The 13,830-nt window shown below is 52.6% G+C and carries 12 protein-coding genes; 6 read left to right on the forward strand and 6 right to left on the reverse strand.

Translation table 11 applies throughout. The features are described 5' to 3' along the window. Positions 1-368: 368 nt before the first annotated feature. Complete coding sequence (locus FJ695_RS20025) at positions 369-851, forward strand: DUF962 domain-containing protein (RefSeq protein WP_141187082.1); 483 nt, start codon at positions 369-371, stop codon at positions 849-851. 75 nt (positions 852-926) lie between these two features. On the opposite strand, the gene FJ695_RS20030 is transcribed toward FJ695_RS20025, so the two are convergent. Further along, entirely contained in the window at positions 927-1,463 is a 537-nt protein-coding gene (locus tag FJ695_RS20030; protein WP_141187083.1) for a transcriptional regulator, read from the reverse strand. A gap of 41 nt (positions 1,464-1,504) precedes the next feature. Here FJ695_RS20030 and FJ695_RS20035 point away from each other — a divergent pair, with 41 nt between their 5' ends. Then, entirely contained in the window at positions 1,505-1,876 is a 372-nt protein-coding gene (locus FJ695_RS20035) for a VOC family protein (protein WP_141187084.1), read from the forward strand. Between the two features lie 35 nt (positions 1,877-1,911). On the opposite strand, the gene FJ695_RS20040 is transcribed toward FJ695_RS20035, so the two are convergent. Further along, positions 1,912-2,982, reverse strand: coding sequence for a metal-dependent hydrolase (locus FJ695_RS20040; RefSeq protein WP_141187085.1), 1,071 nt, complete (start codon positions 2,980-2,982; stop codon positions 1,912-1,914). Between the two features lie 277 nt (positions 2,983-3,259). Between FJ695_RS20040 and FJ695_RS20045 the strand changes: the two genes are divergently transcribed. Beyond that, the gene (locus tag FJ695_RS20045) at positions 3,260-3,859 is read left to right on the forward strand and encodes an RNA polymerase sigma factor (protein ID WP_141187086.1); all 600 of its coding nucleotides are present in this window, start codon (positions 3,260-3,262) and stop codon (positions 3,857-3,859) included. Beyond that, positions 3,816-4,175 (forward strand): DUF6768 family protein, encoded by a 360-nt coding sequence (locus FJ695_RS20050; RefSeq protein WP_141187087.1) that lies wholly within the window; start codon positions 3,816-3,818, stop codon positions 4,173-4,175. Before FJ695_RS20045 ends, FJ695_RS20050 begins: the two co-directional genes overlap by 44 nt. A 71-nt stretch (positions 4,176-4,246) precedes the next feature. On the opposite strand, the gene FJ695_RS20055 is transcribed toward FJ695_RS20050, so the two are convergent. Then, positions 4,247-7,360, reverse strand: coding sequence for an EAL domain-containing protein (locus tag FJ695_RS20055; RefSeq protein ID WP_371708795.1), 3,114 nt, complete (start codon positions 7,358-7,360; stop codon positions 4,247-4,249). Between the two features lie 420 nt (positions 7,361-7,780). Then, positions 7,781-9,625, reverse strand: coding sequence for a dihydroxy-acid dehydratase (gene ilvD / locus FJ695_RS20060; protein ID WP_141187088.1), 1,845 nt, complete (start codon positions 9,623-9,625; stop codon positions 7,781-7,783). 220 nt (positions 9,626-9,845) lie between these two features. Between ilvD and FJ695_RS20065 the strand changes: the two genes are divergently transcribed. After that, the gene (locus FJ695_RS20065; protein WP_141187089.1) at positions 9,846-11,276 is read left to right on the forward strand and encodes a GGDEF domain-containing protein; all 1,431 of its coding nucleotides are present in this window, start codon (positions 9,846-9,848) and stop codon (positions 11,274-11,276) included. 100 nt (positions 11,277-11,376) lie between these two features. Continuing rightward, on the forward strand, positions 11,377-11,844 hold the full coding sequence (locus tag FJ695_RS20070; protein ID WP_141187090.1) for a GyrI-like domain-containing protein: 468 nt from the start codon (positions 11,377-11,379) through the stop codon (positions 11,842-11,844). An 88-nt stretch (positions 11,845-11,932) separates the two neighbouring features. Here FJ695_RS20070 and FJ695_RS20075 read toward each other — a convergent pair whose 3' ends face one another. Beyond that, positions 11,933-13,039, reverse strand: a complete 1,107-nt coding sequence (locus FJ695_RS20075; protein ID WP_141188842.1) for an alkene reductase — start codon at positions 13,037-13,039, stop codon at positions 11,933-11,935. Between the two features lie 110 nt (positions 13,040-13,149). After that, a complete protein-coding gene (locus tag FJ695_RS20080) occupies positions 13,150-13,746 on the reverse strand; it encodes a TetR/AcrR family transcriptional regulator (RefSeq protein ID WP_141187091.1) in 597 nt (198 codons plus the stop codon). Positions 13,747-13,830: the final 84 nt, after the last annotated feature.

Raw genomic sequence — 13,830 nt, forward strand, 5'->3', positions numbered from 1 at the left:
AACTCCAGGCAGCAACCCGAATCCAAATAGAGCCCGCATCATGTGTAATCGATTTACCTGCTTGTCCGACCAAGCGGCATGATTTAAGCGCAATTCTTAATTATGCATTGCCAAAAATATCAATGCTTACAACTTCAGCAACTTGCGCAATTTTGCAGCACTTTAAATTGATCCATCAATTCACAGCTACGAACTCTTCAAATTCACAAAGACAGCCCAATGATTGCCTGAAATTGCTTCATTTTCTGCTGCCCCATCAAACCTCACAGCAAGCAGAGAGCCTGCTCCAACTATTGCGATTTATAGTTGATATTTATTGAACGATTGATCAATCTAAATCAGCTCATAAGGGGATATTGGAAGAAACGATGGCAACTCGATCTGCAACAAGCCGCAGGATTGACGGCTTACTGACCGAATATGGCGAAAGCCACCAAAACGCGACCAACAAATTCATTCACTGGATTTGTGTACCGGTGATTGTCTGGACGGTCACAGCGCTGCTTTGGAGCTTGCCTGTCCCAGCAATCTTTGAAACCGTCCCTTATCTTAATTGGGCTACCGTCGTGATTGCTCTGGCGACGGTTTATTACCTAACCCTCTCGATCCCGCTGGCTTTCGGCATGGCTTTTATCGGGATTGTTTGCAGCATAATCAATGCGGCCTATGACCTCCCCTTGCCGTTGTGGCAAACGGCACTCGCTGTTTTTGTTGTTGCCTGGATCGGCCAATTCATCGGCCACAAAATCGAAGGCAAAAAACCGTCCTTTTTCAAAGACATCCAGTTCCTGTTGATTGGACCCGCATGGCTTTTGCACTTTCTGTACCGAAAGGCCGGGATTAAGTACTGAACGGTATTGGTGTCTTACACCAGTAACGGCGGCACGCCCGCATGAATGCCCCTTAGGCCACACAACTCAATGTGCCTAGACAGACAGGCCGATGGCCTGATTGATGTGCCAACCAGTATTTGCTGCATGATAAATTGGGAACGGCGTCCGGGCAGAAACAATAATATCGCGCTTCAACCAGTCCTGATCTTCCAGGATTGAAAGTGCCTGCGATAAAGCACGGTCTGTCACCGGTGCCAGCCCGGACCTGATATTCGAAAAGCGCTGCGGTGTTCCTGTCACAGCCAGTATCGGGACAACCCAACTCCGGCGAAGGAGATGAACGGCTGCGTCATCTGGGACGGCCTCCAGAATTCTATGCGCCATGGCAGCAGCCTCAATCCCCTTCTTCGTTAAACGGAATTCTGGCCGCAAAGGATGACCGTGACCTGGATTTTTCTCAAGAAGGCCCAATTGACCCAGATGTGCCAGACTTGAAGCAAAGGATGTCCGGCTGGCCCCTGTTGCGGCGATCAATGCAGCTTGCCGCCCTGGCACACCTGAATGCAACAGAGATAGGATTTTTAAAGACCACGCCTTTGACGTGAGCTTGACAAGAAGCTCAATTTCCATGATTTATAGTTACTATATTTTCGATACATAAGGAAGCAGATATGTCGATTGTTTCATTGGACAACACCATCACCCTGGCTCTTTCCGTGCGGGACCGGCATGCCAGCGCCGAATGGTATGAAAAGACACTCGGCTTCAAGCTCCGTATGCATATTGACGAAGCTGGCTGGAGCGAACTGCAAACAAACACAGATGGCGTCACCCTGGGATTGGGTGAACAAACGGAACCGCAACCCGGCAACAGTGTTCCGGTGTTTGGTGTCGCCGACATTGCGAGCGCACGGTCAGCCTTGGAAGAAGCCGATGTGAAGTTTGACGGGGAAACCGAGACCATTGATGGCATGGTCAGCATCGCGACTTTTTACGATCCGGACGGCAATGCCTTGATGCTGGCTCAAGACCTGTCCTCGTGACTTTTCGAGCACGCCGCAATTAATTGGGTCGTGCTCTAGCAGGCCCGTTCTACCGGCTTATCGGCTTGCTGGTGTCTATCCGGGACTTCAGCTGCCCGGATAGCCGGGCGCCCCATAAGGCGCTCACCCAGCCACTGGAAGTCTTCATCGCTGACGCGGCGCTGCGATAGGTCACGTTCCGGCGCCATTGGCACAATGCCAGCATCTGTCTGTTCGCCGATGGCAAAACGGAACGCGTAGCCTGGGGTCAGCCCCATACGCAGGTCAGACATGACCACCTTTCCGTCCAGCAACTCTGCCCGGTTAAATCCCCGGCTGAACCACTCCAGCTTTTGGTAAGCTGCCGAGCTTTCAAGGCAGGCGACCAATTCCGGGCGACGCGGATGTGCATAGATCTCTGGTGATTGCGCCCCATCGAACAAAGAGAAATACAGGTTCTGATACCGGTCTTTGTCTAGGCCGATCACTTTCCAAAGCGCAATGTTGAAGGGCGCCGCAATGGCATAAATCTTGTCCGGAACAGGTCCTGATTTTGCAAAAATCTGCTGCGCGCGATGTTCGACATAACTTTGAATGCCAAGAGAGGCCACCATATAGGTCGTGGTAATGGTCAAAACACCCCTTATCCAGCCGCCGAAACGCTGCGACCAGTCCTTTTTGAAAAACGCCCAGACCACAATAGCCAGCAGCGGCAGGGTGTAAAAAGGGTCGATGATGAAAACCGACCCTGCCCCAACGGGGTCGGGATAAAAAGGCCAGAATATCCGGGTGCCATAAACGGTCATGGCATCGATGATCGCGTGCGTTGCAAAACACAGATAAACGGTTAGATAGGTCAGCCAGCGGTGGTCCTTCAATCCTTTGACCAGACGGACCAACAACTCTCCGAACAAAGGCGCGGCGAGCGCATGCACAAAGATCGAATGGGTCCACCCGCGATGATAGACAAAACTGTCGACCGGGTCGTCAAAGGGAAGAAAGACGTCCAGATCCGGAACTGTCCCCAACAAGCCTCCCAAAAGCGCAGCCTTACGCAGTCCGATTGTTTTGCCAAGGCAAACCGTTGACACCGCCGCGCCGAGAACAAATTGAGTAAGTGAATCCATGGATAGGTCCGGTAAGGTTTTTCGCCGACTTACAATCGACTTTTAAGTGGGTCAACGCTCTTAGGATGCAAGCCTGACGAGCCGAGAATCTGTCAATGGTGAAGTTCAACTCTTAGTATGACTACAACCTGTTGATTTCCAGCCATTCCCAGCTGATTCCAGAGGCCCGCCCTTCATCACGATTGAAGCCTCTGTCAAAAAAAACAGGGTGCCCAATGAACCAAAACTCATCTGTGAGGCACTTATATCCTGGAACCGACGAAAAACGGGAACTTGGATGACTGACAACCGGCTGCAGAAAGTCAGGGCATTGGAAGCTCTGCTGGTGCTCGACGCCAAGGCAGGGAACAAAAAGGCTCTTGAACAACTCGTGGCTCTGCGCGGCGACCGTCTTTATGCGCATGCTGCACGGTTGGCCGGAGATCGGGAGGCTGCTCGCGACATAGTCCAGGAGGCCTGGGTGCAGATCCTGCGCAGCTTGCCAGGGCTCACAGATGAAACGTCGTTTCTGCCCTGGGCGCTCTGCATTGTCTCGCGCCGGGTTGCGGCCTTTATCCAGACTCGGCAGAAGGACCGTAGGCTGGCCGAAGACTTTGCTCCAGAAGCACCACAGGTGTTCACACTGGATACGGACCAGATACTCGATGCGCCGAAAGTCCGCGAGATTTTGCACCAGCTCCCACCAGTTCACCACGCCACAATCGCTCTTTTTTATCTGGAAGATATGAGCGTCGCTGAGGTCGCAAAGGCCCTAGACGTGCCCATCGGAACAGTCAAGACCCGGCTGATGACGGCGCGGGCAATTCTAAGAAATTACCTTGAAGGAGACCAAAATGGACAAGCTCGACAAGCTGATCGAAGATGCCATGAAGGGTGAAGACCGTGTTCTTTTTGAAGATACCAAAGAACTTGGATATTTCGCCCTTGGACTGAAGCAGTTCCGCGGCAAGCTCGGCTGGGTCACTTGGGTGATCATGGTCACTCAGAGCCTGATGTTTTTGGCTGGGATCTGGTGCCTCTATGAGCTTTACATCGCATCTGACGCACTGCTGGCCGTCAAGTGGGGTGTGACAGCAGCGACTTTAATCCTGATCGCCACCAACCTGAAACTCAGCATTTGGCCGCAAATGCAGGCGGACAGGATCTTGCGCGAACTGAAAAGGGTTGAACTGATGCTGCTCAACCGAAACTGAGCGGAACAATTGCAAAAACGGGCCGCATGGCCCGTTTTTCTCAGGATCCAAGCAGCCGAGGAACTTGGGTTCTATTTCGACGTTGTAAAACCAACGACTTTGGGATCTTCCGGCGAGTGTTTAGCTCCATGCTTATGAGCTAGTGCCAAGGACGGATCAACGGTCCGGACAATGCTGTCGAGAGGGGCCGGCATACCGATGTAATAGCCCTGCACTTCGTCACAACCGCAATTCGCCAACAGCAGCAGTTTGTCTAGATCTTCCACGCCTTCTGCCACAATCCGCATGTTCAGCAAGTTGCCCAAACGAACGACTGTTTCAATGATTGCCATTGAATTGGCGTTCTCTTCGGTGTCCTCAACGAACGACCGGTCGATCTTGATGTAGTCAAACGGAAACCGGCTCAAACATGACAACGAGGAATAACCAACACCAAAGTCATCCAGGGCCACTTTGGCACCAAGGTCCTTTATCGCTGTGAGGATTGCCAGTGCGCGGCTGTCATCCTCAATCAGCGTGGTTTCTGTAATTTCCAACTCCAGCCGATTTGCGGATACGCCGGATGCTGTAATTGCCGCTTCAACGTCACTGACAAAGTCCACATCGCGGAACTGAACAGGCGATACATTGACACTGATCTTGGCATCTGGAACCGCTTTGGCAGCCTCCAGGGCTTCCCGCAAAACCCATTTGCCGATTTGATCAATTTTTCCGCTGCTTTCTGCAATTGGAATAAACTCTGCTGGACTTACAACGCCGCGTTCCGGGTGGTTCCAACGGATCAAAGCCTCATATCCGGATATCTTCTGATTTCCGATGTCATAGCGCGGTTGGAAGAAAAGCCGGAATTCATCGTTGACGATGCCTTCCGCAAGATCCTGTTCAAGAATACGGCGCTGACGGACTTCGTCGCCCATACCGTCTTGGAAGAGGCAGAACGTGTTGCGGCCTTTGCTCTTGGCCTTATAGAGCGCCACATCCGCATCGTTGATTGTCTTGTCAGCCGAGTTTTGAGCCATGATCATGGTCACACCGATACTGACACTCGGCTGGACCACCAGCCCATCGTCGCATTCGATTGGATCGGACAACCGGTTCACCAGCCGGAGCGCCATATCTTCGCTCACTTCTGCAGTTTCGATTCCCTTCAATATTACCGCAAATTCGTCACCTCCAAGCCGGGCGACCGTATCCCCTCCGCGGGTAATTGACTTCAGCCGTTCCGCCGTTTGTTTGATCACGGTGTCGCCGACCGGGTGACCGTGGGTGTCGTTGATCTCCTTGAACCGGTCGAGGTCAAGCAACAACAAGGCGCCCTTGATATCGGTAATTGTTTCCAGCCCGATCAACTTTTCTAGGTTCCGATTGAACACCGTCCGGTTAGACAAATCAGTCAGCGGATCGTGTTGCGCCAGATGCAAAATCTGCGCTTCAGCAACTTTTCGGTCGCTCAAGTCGACCAATGCAGACACGCGGGTCGGTTTGCCGCGATAGGAAATCTCCCGCGTGCGGATTTCGACCGGAACTTCAAGCCCATCACGGTTCAGGATGATAAACTCGCGCGCTTGCTCGCCAGCTTCGGCCAGGTGTTTTTCAAGTTCCTCAACACCTTCATGATGGAAAAACTCCTGAAAGCTGCGCATTTCAAGATCTTTGATCGAGTAGCCAAGCAAACCGGCCAGGGCCGCGTTGCCATCAAGGATCTGGCCGTCAACCGTAATCACGATCGCATCGAAAGTCGCATTTGCCAAAGCGGATAACCGTTCAGCCTCCTCGCGGGTGCGTTTGACATCCTTTGCCCGGGTGATCGCCTGCTCTTCGTTCTGGATCGAATCCATCAGCAAATTAAACAGGCGGGTCATGCGCTCTGCTTCATCGCCTCTGGAAACCTCCAGGCGAAGGGACAGATCTGCTTTGCCACCGATCAACCGGTCAAGCGCATCTTCGACATGGCCAATGCCAAGACGTGTGCCGTGTTCCGCTTCATTGAGACCTCGATCTTCGCTTTCGTAATCAACACGCAGGGCAAAGAACCGGTTGACAGTTCCAAGTACCAGGCATGCTGTGCCGAAACACCAAATGAAGTTGACCCAAACACCCTGCAGCTGAACCCAAAATTGCGGCAAATAGCTTCCCAAAGGCAGGTTTTCCGCTGGCACCAGGAAAATGAAACCCAATGTGCCGCAGCCACCCGCAAAACCATGAATGCTAATTGCAGAAACAGGGTCATCAATCTTGAAAACCCGTTCAAGTATCAAGGCTCCGGTTACAGCAACAGCCCCGCCCGCAAACCCAATTACAAATGCTCCGGCTGGCGTTAGAATATGGCAGCCGGCTGTAACCGCGACCAACCCGCCCAAGAGCCCGCAAATCGAGTTTTCCGGCAGCAATAGACGGTCTCTTACAAAACCGAAGCAAAATCCCGCGATAACGCCGGCCGAAGATGCCAGTACCGTGTTGATAATGATCCCAGCGACATCCCAGGACACTCCCAAAAGAGCACCGCCATTGAAACCAATCCAACCCACTGCCAGAACCATCGCTCCTGCAGTGGCGATAACAGCACTGTAGCCATTGATCCGAACCGGCCTGCCCTTCTCATCAAAGCGGCCAAGTCTGGGGCCGATAATGATACAGGCGGCCAGCGCAACCCAGGCCCCGGTGCCGTGAACCACTGTAGCACCGGCAAAATCGACAAAACCTTTGTCCGCCAGCAAGGCCTGGCCACTCTCAAACAGCACCCGCCCCCACACCCAGTGGGCAAAAATTGGATAGAGGATACCAGCGGTTAGAACAGTACAAATGATATACGCAAAGAGGCGCATACGCTCGGCAACCGCGCCCGAAACAATCGTTGCCGCAGTCCCGCAGAACATCACCTGGAAGGTAAAAACCGTGAAAGTCCAAGGATCCAGGTCACTGAGCATGAACAGCCTGGAATCAATTCCGGCAAACCAGTTCCCGCCACTTCCCAGGACCAGCATGTAACCAAAGAAGGAGAAGACGGCGACGGAAATCGCAAAGTCCAATAGGTTCTTTTGAACCACATTGATGGAATTCTTGGACCGGACAGCCCCGGCTTCCAGCAACATGAAGCCGACTTGCATAAAAAACACGAACCCGGCCGCGACCAGAACCCAGACCATATCGAGCAGGGTTTTGTCTGCCGTTGCCAACCCCGTCACGCTCCCGAATGCCTGCGATTCGGAAGAAAAGGTCAGAACCAGGACTGCCGGTAATGCCAACCGATATGGACATCGAATCCGCAAAAACAACGACCTCCACAACCAGTGATTTTTGCACGACCTTGATGAAATACCGGTCGCATTTCAACAAATACAATCTCTCAAAGGCTATTTAACATATATTGAATAGTCTATACTTCCTCACTCAAATATTACTAGTTTCACAAACCATGAAGTATATAGAGATTTCTTGCAATATTCGCTGACTATATTTTCGTTTTTTCCTGGTTATTAATGCCGCTATTACTAACATGCCGCAACTCACAACAACTTGGAAGCGAAACTCGTTTCTCAGATTCAACAAAAAAACCCCGCAATCAAGATTGCGGGGTTTGACAGCTCTTTGTTTCTGAAAGTTGATCAATCCACCTGACGGAATGCTCCTTTTGAAGCAGATGTCGTCATCTTGGCATAAGCGCGCAGCGCCGTAGAAACCTTGCGAGTGCGTTTCTCCAGAGGCTTCCAACCGTCAGCGCCTTTAGCATCCATGGCAGCACGGCGCTCAGCCAGCACTTCATCGGAAAGATCGACTTTCAACACCCGGTTCGGGATGTCGATGACAATGATGTCGCCCTCTTCCACCAGACCAATGGCGCCGCCTTCCGCCGCTTCCGGTGAAATGTGGCCGATGGACAGTCCCGAAGATCCGCCGGAGAAACGGCCGTCTGTGATCAGCGCACAGGCTTTGCCAAGTCCCTTGGACTTCAGATAGGAGGTCGGATAGAGCATCTCCTGCATGCCCGGACCGCCGCGCGGGCCTTCATAGCGGATCAGCACCACATCGCCTTCCTTGACCTTGTTGGTCAGGATCGCGGAAACGGCACTGTCCTGGCTCTCAAAGATCCGGGCTGGTCCGGTGAAGGTCAAAATGCTCTCATCCACACCGGCGGTTTTCACCACGCAGCCATCTTCGGCAATATTGCCATAAAGAACCGCCAGACCACCGTCCTTGGAATAAGCATGCTCGGCATCGCGGATCACACCAGCGCTGCGGTCGGTGTCAAGATCATCCCAGCGCCGGTCCTGGCTGAACGCAACCTGTGTCGGCACACCGCCGGGCGCTGCCTTATAGAACTGGTGCACGCTATCGGAATTGGTCTGAACGACATCCCAACGCGCCAAGGCTTCCTTCATGGAAGCGGAGTGAACGGTTGGATTATCCGAATGGAGCAGCCCTGCCCGGTCGAGTTCACCCAAAATTCCCATGATGCCGCCAGCGCGGTGAACATCTTCCATGTGGATGTTTTCAACCGCCGGAGCGACCTTACACAACACAGGAACCTTTTTTGACAACCGGTCGATGTCATCCATGGTGAAGCCGATATCGCCTTCATAAGACGCGGCCAGCAAGTGCAGGATCGTATTGGTCGAGCCGCCCATGGAAATGTCGAGGCTCATGGCATTTTCGAAGGCTTTGAAATTGGCGATGTTGCGCGGCAAAACGCTTTCATCGTCCTGCTCGTAGTAGCGTTTGGCCAGATCAACAATCAGGTGCCCTGCTTCCACAAACAGGCGCTCGCGGTCTGCATGGGTCGCAAGTGTCGAACCGTTGCCCGGCAACGCCAGCCCCAGAGCTTCGGTCAAGCAGTTCATGGAGTTGGCCGTAAACATACCTGAACACGAGCCGCAGGTCGGGCAGGCATTTTGTTCCATTTGAAGAACATCGGCATCCGACATGCTGTCGTCAGCTGCTGCGATCATGGCATCGATCAGATCGATGGATTTGGCTTCACCGTTTTCAAAAACAACCTTGCCGGCTTCCATCGGCCCGCCGGAGACAAACACCACCGGAATGTTCAGCCGCATGGCGGCATTGAGCATGCCCGGGGTGATCTTGTCGCAATTGGAAATACAAACCAGCGCATCCGCGCAGTGGCCGTTGACCATATATTCCACAGCGTCAGAAATGACTTCCCGGCTGGGCAGTGAATACAGCATGCCGTCATGGCCCATAGCGATGCCGTCATCCACCGCGATGGTGTTGAATTCCTTGGCAACACCGCCTGCCTTTTCCACTTCCCGTGCCACCAGCTGGCCGAGATCCTTCAGGTGCACATGGCCCGGCACAAACTGGGTGAAGGAGTTGGAAATCGCGATGATCGGTTTGCCAAAATCATCATCCTTCATACCTGTTGCGCGCCAGAGGCCGCGGGCACCGGCCATGTTCCGGCCATGGGTGGATGTTCTTGAACGATATGGAGGCATATCGGGTCTCCCTGGAGAATTCTTGTCCGGCCAAAGCACGGCATGCTTGAGCCGATGCACCGGCCTTTGTCGCGTCAGCCGATGCTGTCTTAACTAGCGGTGTGACAGGTTTTGAAAACATTGAAAAGGGCTGTTCCGTCCAAAACCGTACGCTCCGGTACGATTTTAGTTCGTTCGGTGACTTTCACAGCCACATCGCTCCCCACAAATTGATTGGATATTGGATATTCAACTCATAATCTTTGAATATTTTTTATCTTCATTTCCAGATACTTCCATCGAAAGCCGATGCTCTGCACCACCTATCCCGCAACTATATCAGGGACACAAAGGGCGAATTGTTGTATACATTTTCAACTTTCCGATTCCGTCACTTTCCGTCTTGAAGATCACATATTTTATGAATCTGGACGTCAAAACCCTCTTTATGGTGGTCACTCAAGGGTACTTTACTGGTGCCCTCATCCTTGGTGTCCTTGCAGTTACAGTCCGGTCAATTCCCAAAACAATTCGGGCCGGATGGGGACTGTGGTCGCTGTGCCTGCTGTTATCCGGGCTAGGTGCATTGTTGATCGGGCAGCGCGGTGCCATTCCCGATTATCTGAGCATTGTTGCCGCAAATGCGTTTTTAACAATCAGCTTTGGACTGACACCAAATGCAACGGCGTTGTTGAACAACAAGAAGATGCCGTACCTCTCCTTGCCAGTACTAGGAACAGTCGGTTGGTTTGCGCTGTATAGCTTTGATTTTTTTCGCGAAGATACGTTTCTCCGGGTGATTTATGTAAATGTGTTTTGTCTAATCGGCATATTGCTGTGTCTGCGTGAAAGTCTGCAATTAGACCGCCAACAGATCAGCAGCTGGTTTTTAACGGTGGCTTTTGTTCTTGATGCTGTTGTCCGTGTGAGTTTTATCGTTCCACACCTACAACAACAGTACCCTTCATTGCTGGTTTCCTATGAAACGATGCACCTGCAAATCTGCATGCTCGTGTTGATCGGAACGATTGTGATCAAGGTTGTCGGGATCAGCGTTTCGATTTTCGAGATACAACGGCAGCAATTTCGAGAAGAATCCGAAAAGGACGCTTTGACCGGCCTTCTCAATCAACGGGGCTTTCTCAGAACAGCATCAGTTCAGACTGAAAAGCACAGCTTACCAATCACGAATTATGCCCTTGTCCTGATGGAAATCGACGATCTGAGGTCTATCGAAAAGCGCTACGGCGCATCCATGATGGACGCTCTATTGAAATTGTTTGCCCAGATTTCCCGTTTTTCAACTCCTCAGGACGTCATTGCCGGTGTAGATCGAAATGGACAAATTGCGCTTTACCTTCCGCAATCGGATCAAACCGGGGCGAATTCCTATGCCCGCCGGATTTCAAAAACACTGATCACAAAAAGCCGCTCGGCATCCGGTTCGCAGGTTTCAACCACAATGAGCGCCGGCATTTTTGCCGGATCAAACGAAACACCGCTTCAAAGGGCATTGGAAATTGCAGGAAATTGTCTGCATCAGGCCCGCAAAAACGGTGGCAACAAAATCATAACCCATGAACCCGGCAATAGGGGTCAGCTGAAACACACAGACGCCGACATTCCTTTTGCCCGCCGGCTCAAAACCCCTGTTCAGAATCCCAGCTCTTAGCCCAAGCCTTATACTGTCATATTTGACAGGCATCAAAGACAAGTCCGCAGAAAATCCTAGTGTATTGAAAATTGTAATCCTGTGAAAAAAGGAGAGCGCAATGCCGGACTTCAAAGTGGTGACCACCCAAGAAATCCCCTATTTCTACATACAGGAAACCTGCAGCATGGACCCGAAAGACATCGGCGCTGCGATGGGACGAGCTTTTCAGACGGTCTGGGAGTTTTTGCAATCAAACGGTGTTGCGACAACCGGTAAGGCGCTGGCGGTCTATCACACCTATGATCCGGAGCAGATGACATTTCAGGCCGGATTTTCCGTCGCTCCTGATGCGGCCGCCAAAGCATCCGACCCGGTCAAGTTCGACCAAACGCCGACCGGAGAAGTGCTCTATTTTCAGCACAAGGGCGCCTATTCGAAACTGCGCGACAGCTATGGCCTGATGATGGCTTATGCGGAGCAGAATGGTTTAATCATTGGCGCACCGGCTTGGGAAATCTATGTGAACGATCCCGCAACCACCCCGGAAGACGAACTGTTAACCGACGTTTTTGTGATGCTTGGATAAAAAAACCGGCGCAGGATCTCCCCTGCACCGGCTTCTTTCGGGCCGCCCTGGATTTGTGGATGTCAGGCGGCCTGAAATTCAGAATTTGTTATTCCGCAGCAACAGCGCTTTCGGCCAGTGTCGGGTAGTCGAGATATCCCTTTTCGCCGCCACCATAGAGCGTTTCCGGGTCGAGCGGATTGAGCGGTGCATCCTTTTCCAGCCGATCAACCAGATCGGGATTTGAAATAAACGGACGGCCGATCGCAACCAGATCCAAACCACCATCGTCGATAGCATCCAACGCCATCTGCCGGTCATACCCGTTGTTGCCCATCTTCGCGCCGTCAAACAGGGCATAGAGCTTTGCCAGATCACCGCCTTCTGGGATCTCACGTGGGCCGCCTGTCTGGCCTTCGACAAGATGGAGATACGCCAGGCCGTATCCATTGAGCAGCTTTATCACGTGGGTGAAGACCGCCTGCGGATCGCTCTCAGTAATGTTATTAGCATTGGAGAATGGACTTAGCCGGATCCCGACACGGTCCGCGCTCCAGGCACCGGTCACAGTATCGACAACCTCTTTCAAGAACCGGGTCCGGTTATCGATCGAGCCGCCGTATTCATCCGTCCGTTGGTTCGCACCATCCTTCAGGAACTGATCGATCAGATATCCGTTGGCCGCGTGAATCTCGACACCATCGAAACCGGCGGCCTTGGCGTTCAAAGTGGCTTTGCGATAGTCCTCAACAATGCCAGCAATCTCGCCGGTCTCAAGCGCTCGCGGCGTTGTGGTTTCAATGAAGCTCTGCCCATCAAAAGTCTTTGCTTCCGCTGAAATCGCAGATGGCGCCACCGGATCTGCCCCGCCCGGCTGAAGAACCGGATGAGAAATCCGGCCGACATGCCACAGCTGAATGACGATTTTGCCGCCTTTGGCGTGAACCGCATCTGTAACCTTCTTCCAACCCTCGATTTGAGCGTCGGAATAGATGCCAGGGGTCCAGGCATACCCTTTCCCTTGCGGGGAAATCTGCGAGGCCTCGGTGATGATCAAGCCCGCGCTAGCACGCTGCTCGTAATACTTGGCTTGCAATTCAAACGGCGCATCGTCTTCGGCCCGAGCTCGGTTCCGGGTGAGCGGTGCCATGACTATTCTGTTTTTCAGATCTATGGCTCCGGCACTAGCCGGAGAAAACAACGTTGTGTCGGACATCATGTTTCCTTTTAAGATTTCAATGCAGTGAACTTTATTTTTGGACTTTTCAGTCCATATTTAGGCCATCAACATCATTCTCGAGATGCTGGCGGCAAACTTGTGTTTCCTTATGTGGACACGACCGATTTCGCCTGAGCGAGTGTCTTGGCAATCCTCTCAGCCGGAAAACCGGCTTTGCGCAATGCCAAGGTTCCGATTGCGAGCGAGGCGTAGGCGCTGGCGCTATCGCGGGCAGCCTCCGGATGTTCCGGATCTATGGACTTCGCCAAGATTTCCTCAATGGATTCCAGATGCTGCCGGCCAATGCGGGCAACTTCTTCGTCATGCGGCGCCAATTCTGTGATGCAATTGATCAGCATGCAGCCGCGGGAGCCGCCCTGAGGATTGGCGAGTGCTTCGACCATCGCCCCTACAGGATCTTCTCCGGAGGTATCGGCGACAGCCTGCAGGTTGTTCAGAGCATTGCGCGAATAATGCGCCAATGCCCGCTGAAACAGCGCCTGTTTGCTGCCGAAGGTCCCGTAGAAGCTTGACCGGCTCAGCCCCATTGCCTTGGTGAGGTCTTCAAGAGACGCGGCTTCAAAGCCTTTTTGCCAAAACACATTCAACGCCACTTCGAGCGCTTTCGCTTCGTCGAATTCCCGCGGCCGGCCAGGTCCCTGCCCGCGGGTGGTGGTCTTTTGTATGTCGGCTGTCTCGCTCATGAAATGGGATATGGACCGGCCATTCCGCAATTACAAGGCTTGGTCGGAATTTTTCGGACCGGTCAGTCCGAAACAGATAATTTA

The organism is Labrenzia sp. PHM005, from assembly GCF_006517275.1.
Classification (GTDB): Bacteria; Pseudomonadota; Alphaproteobacteria; order Rhizobiales; family Stappiaceae; genus Roseibium.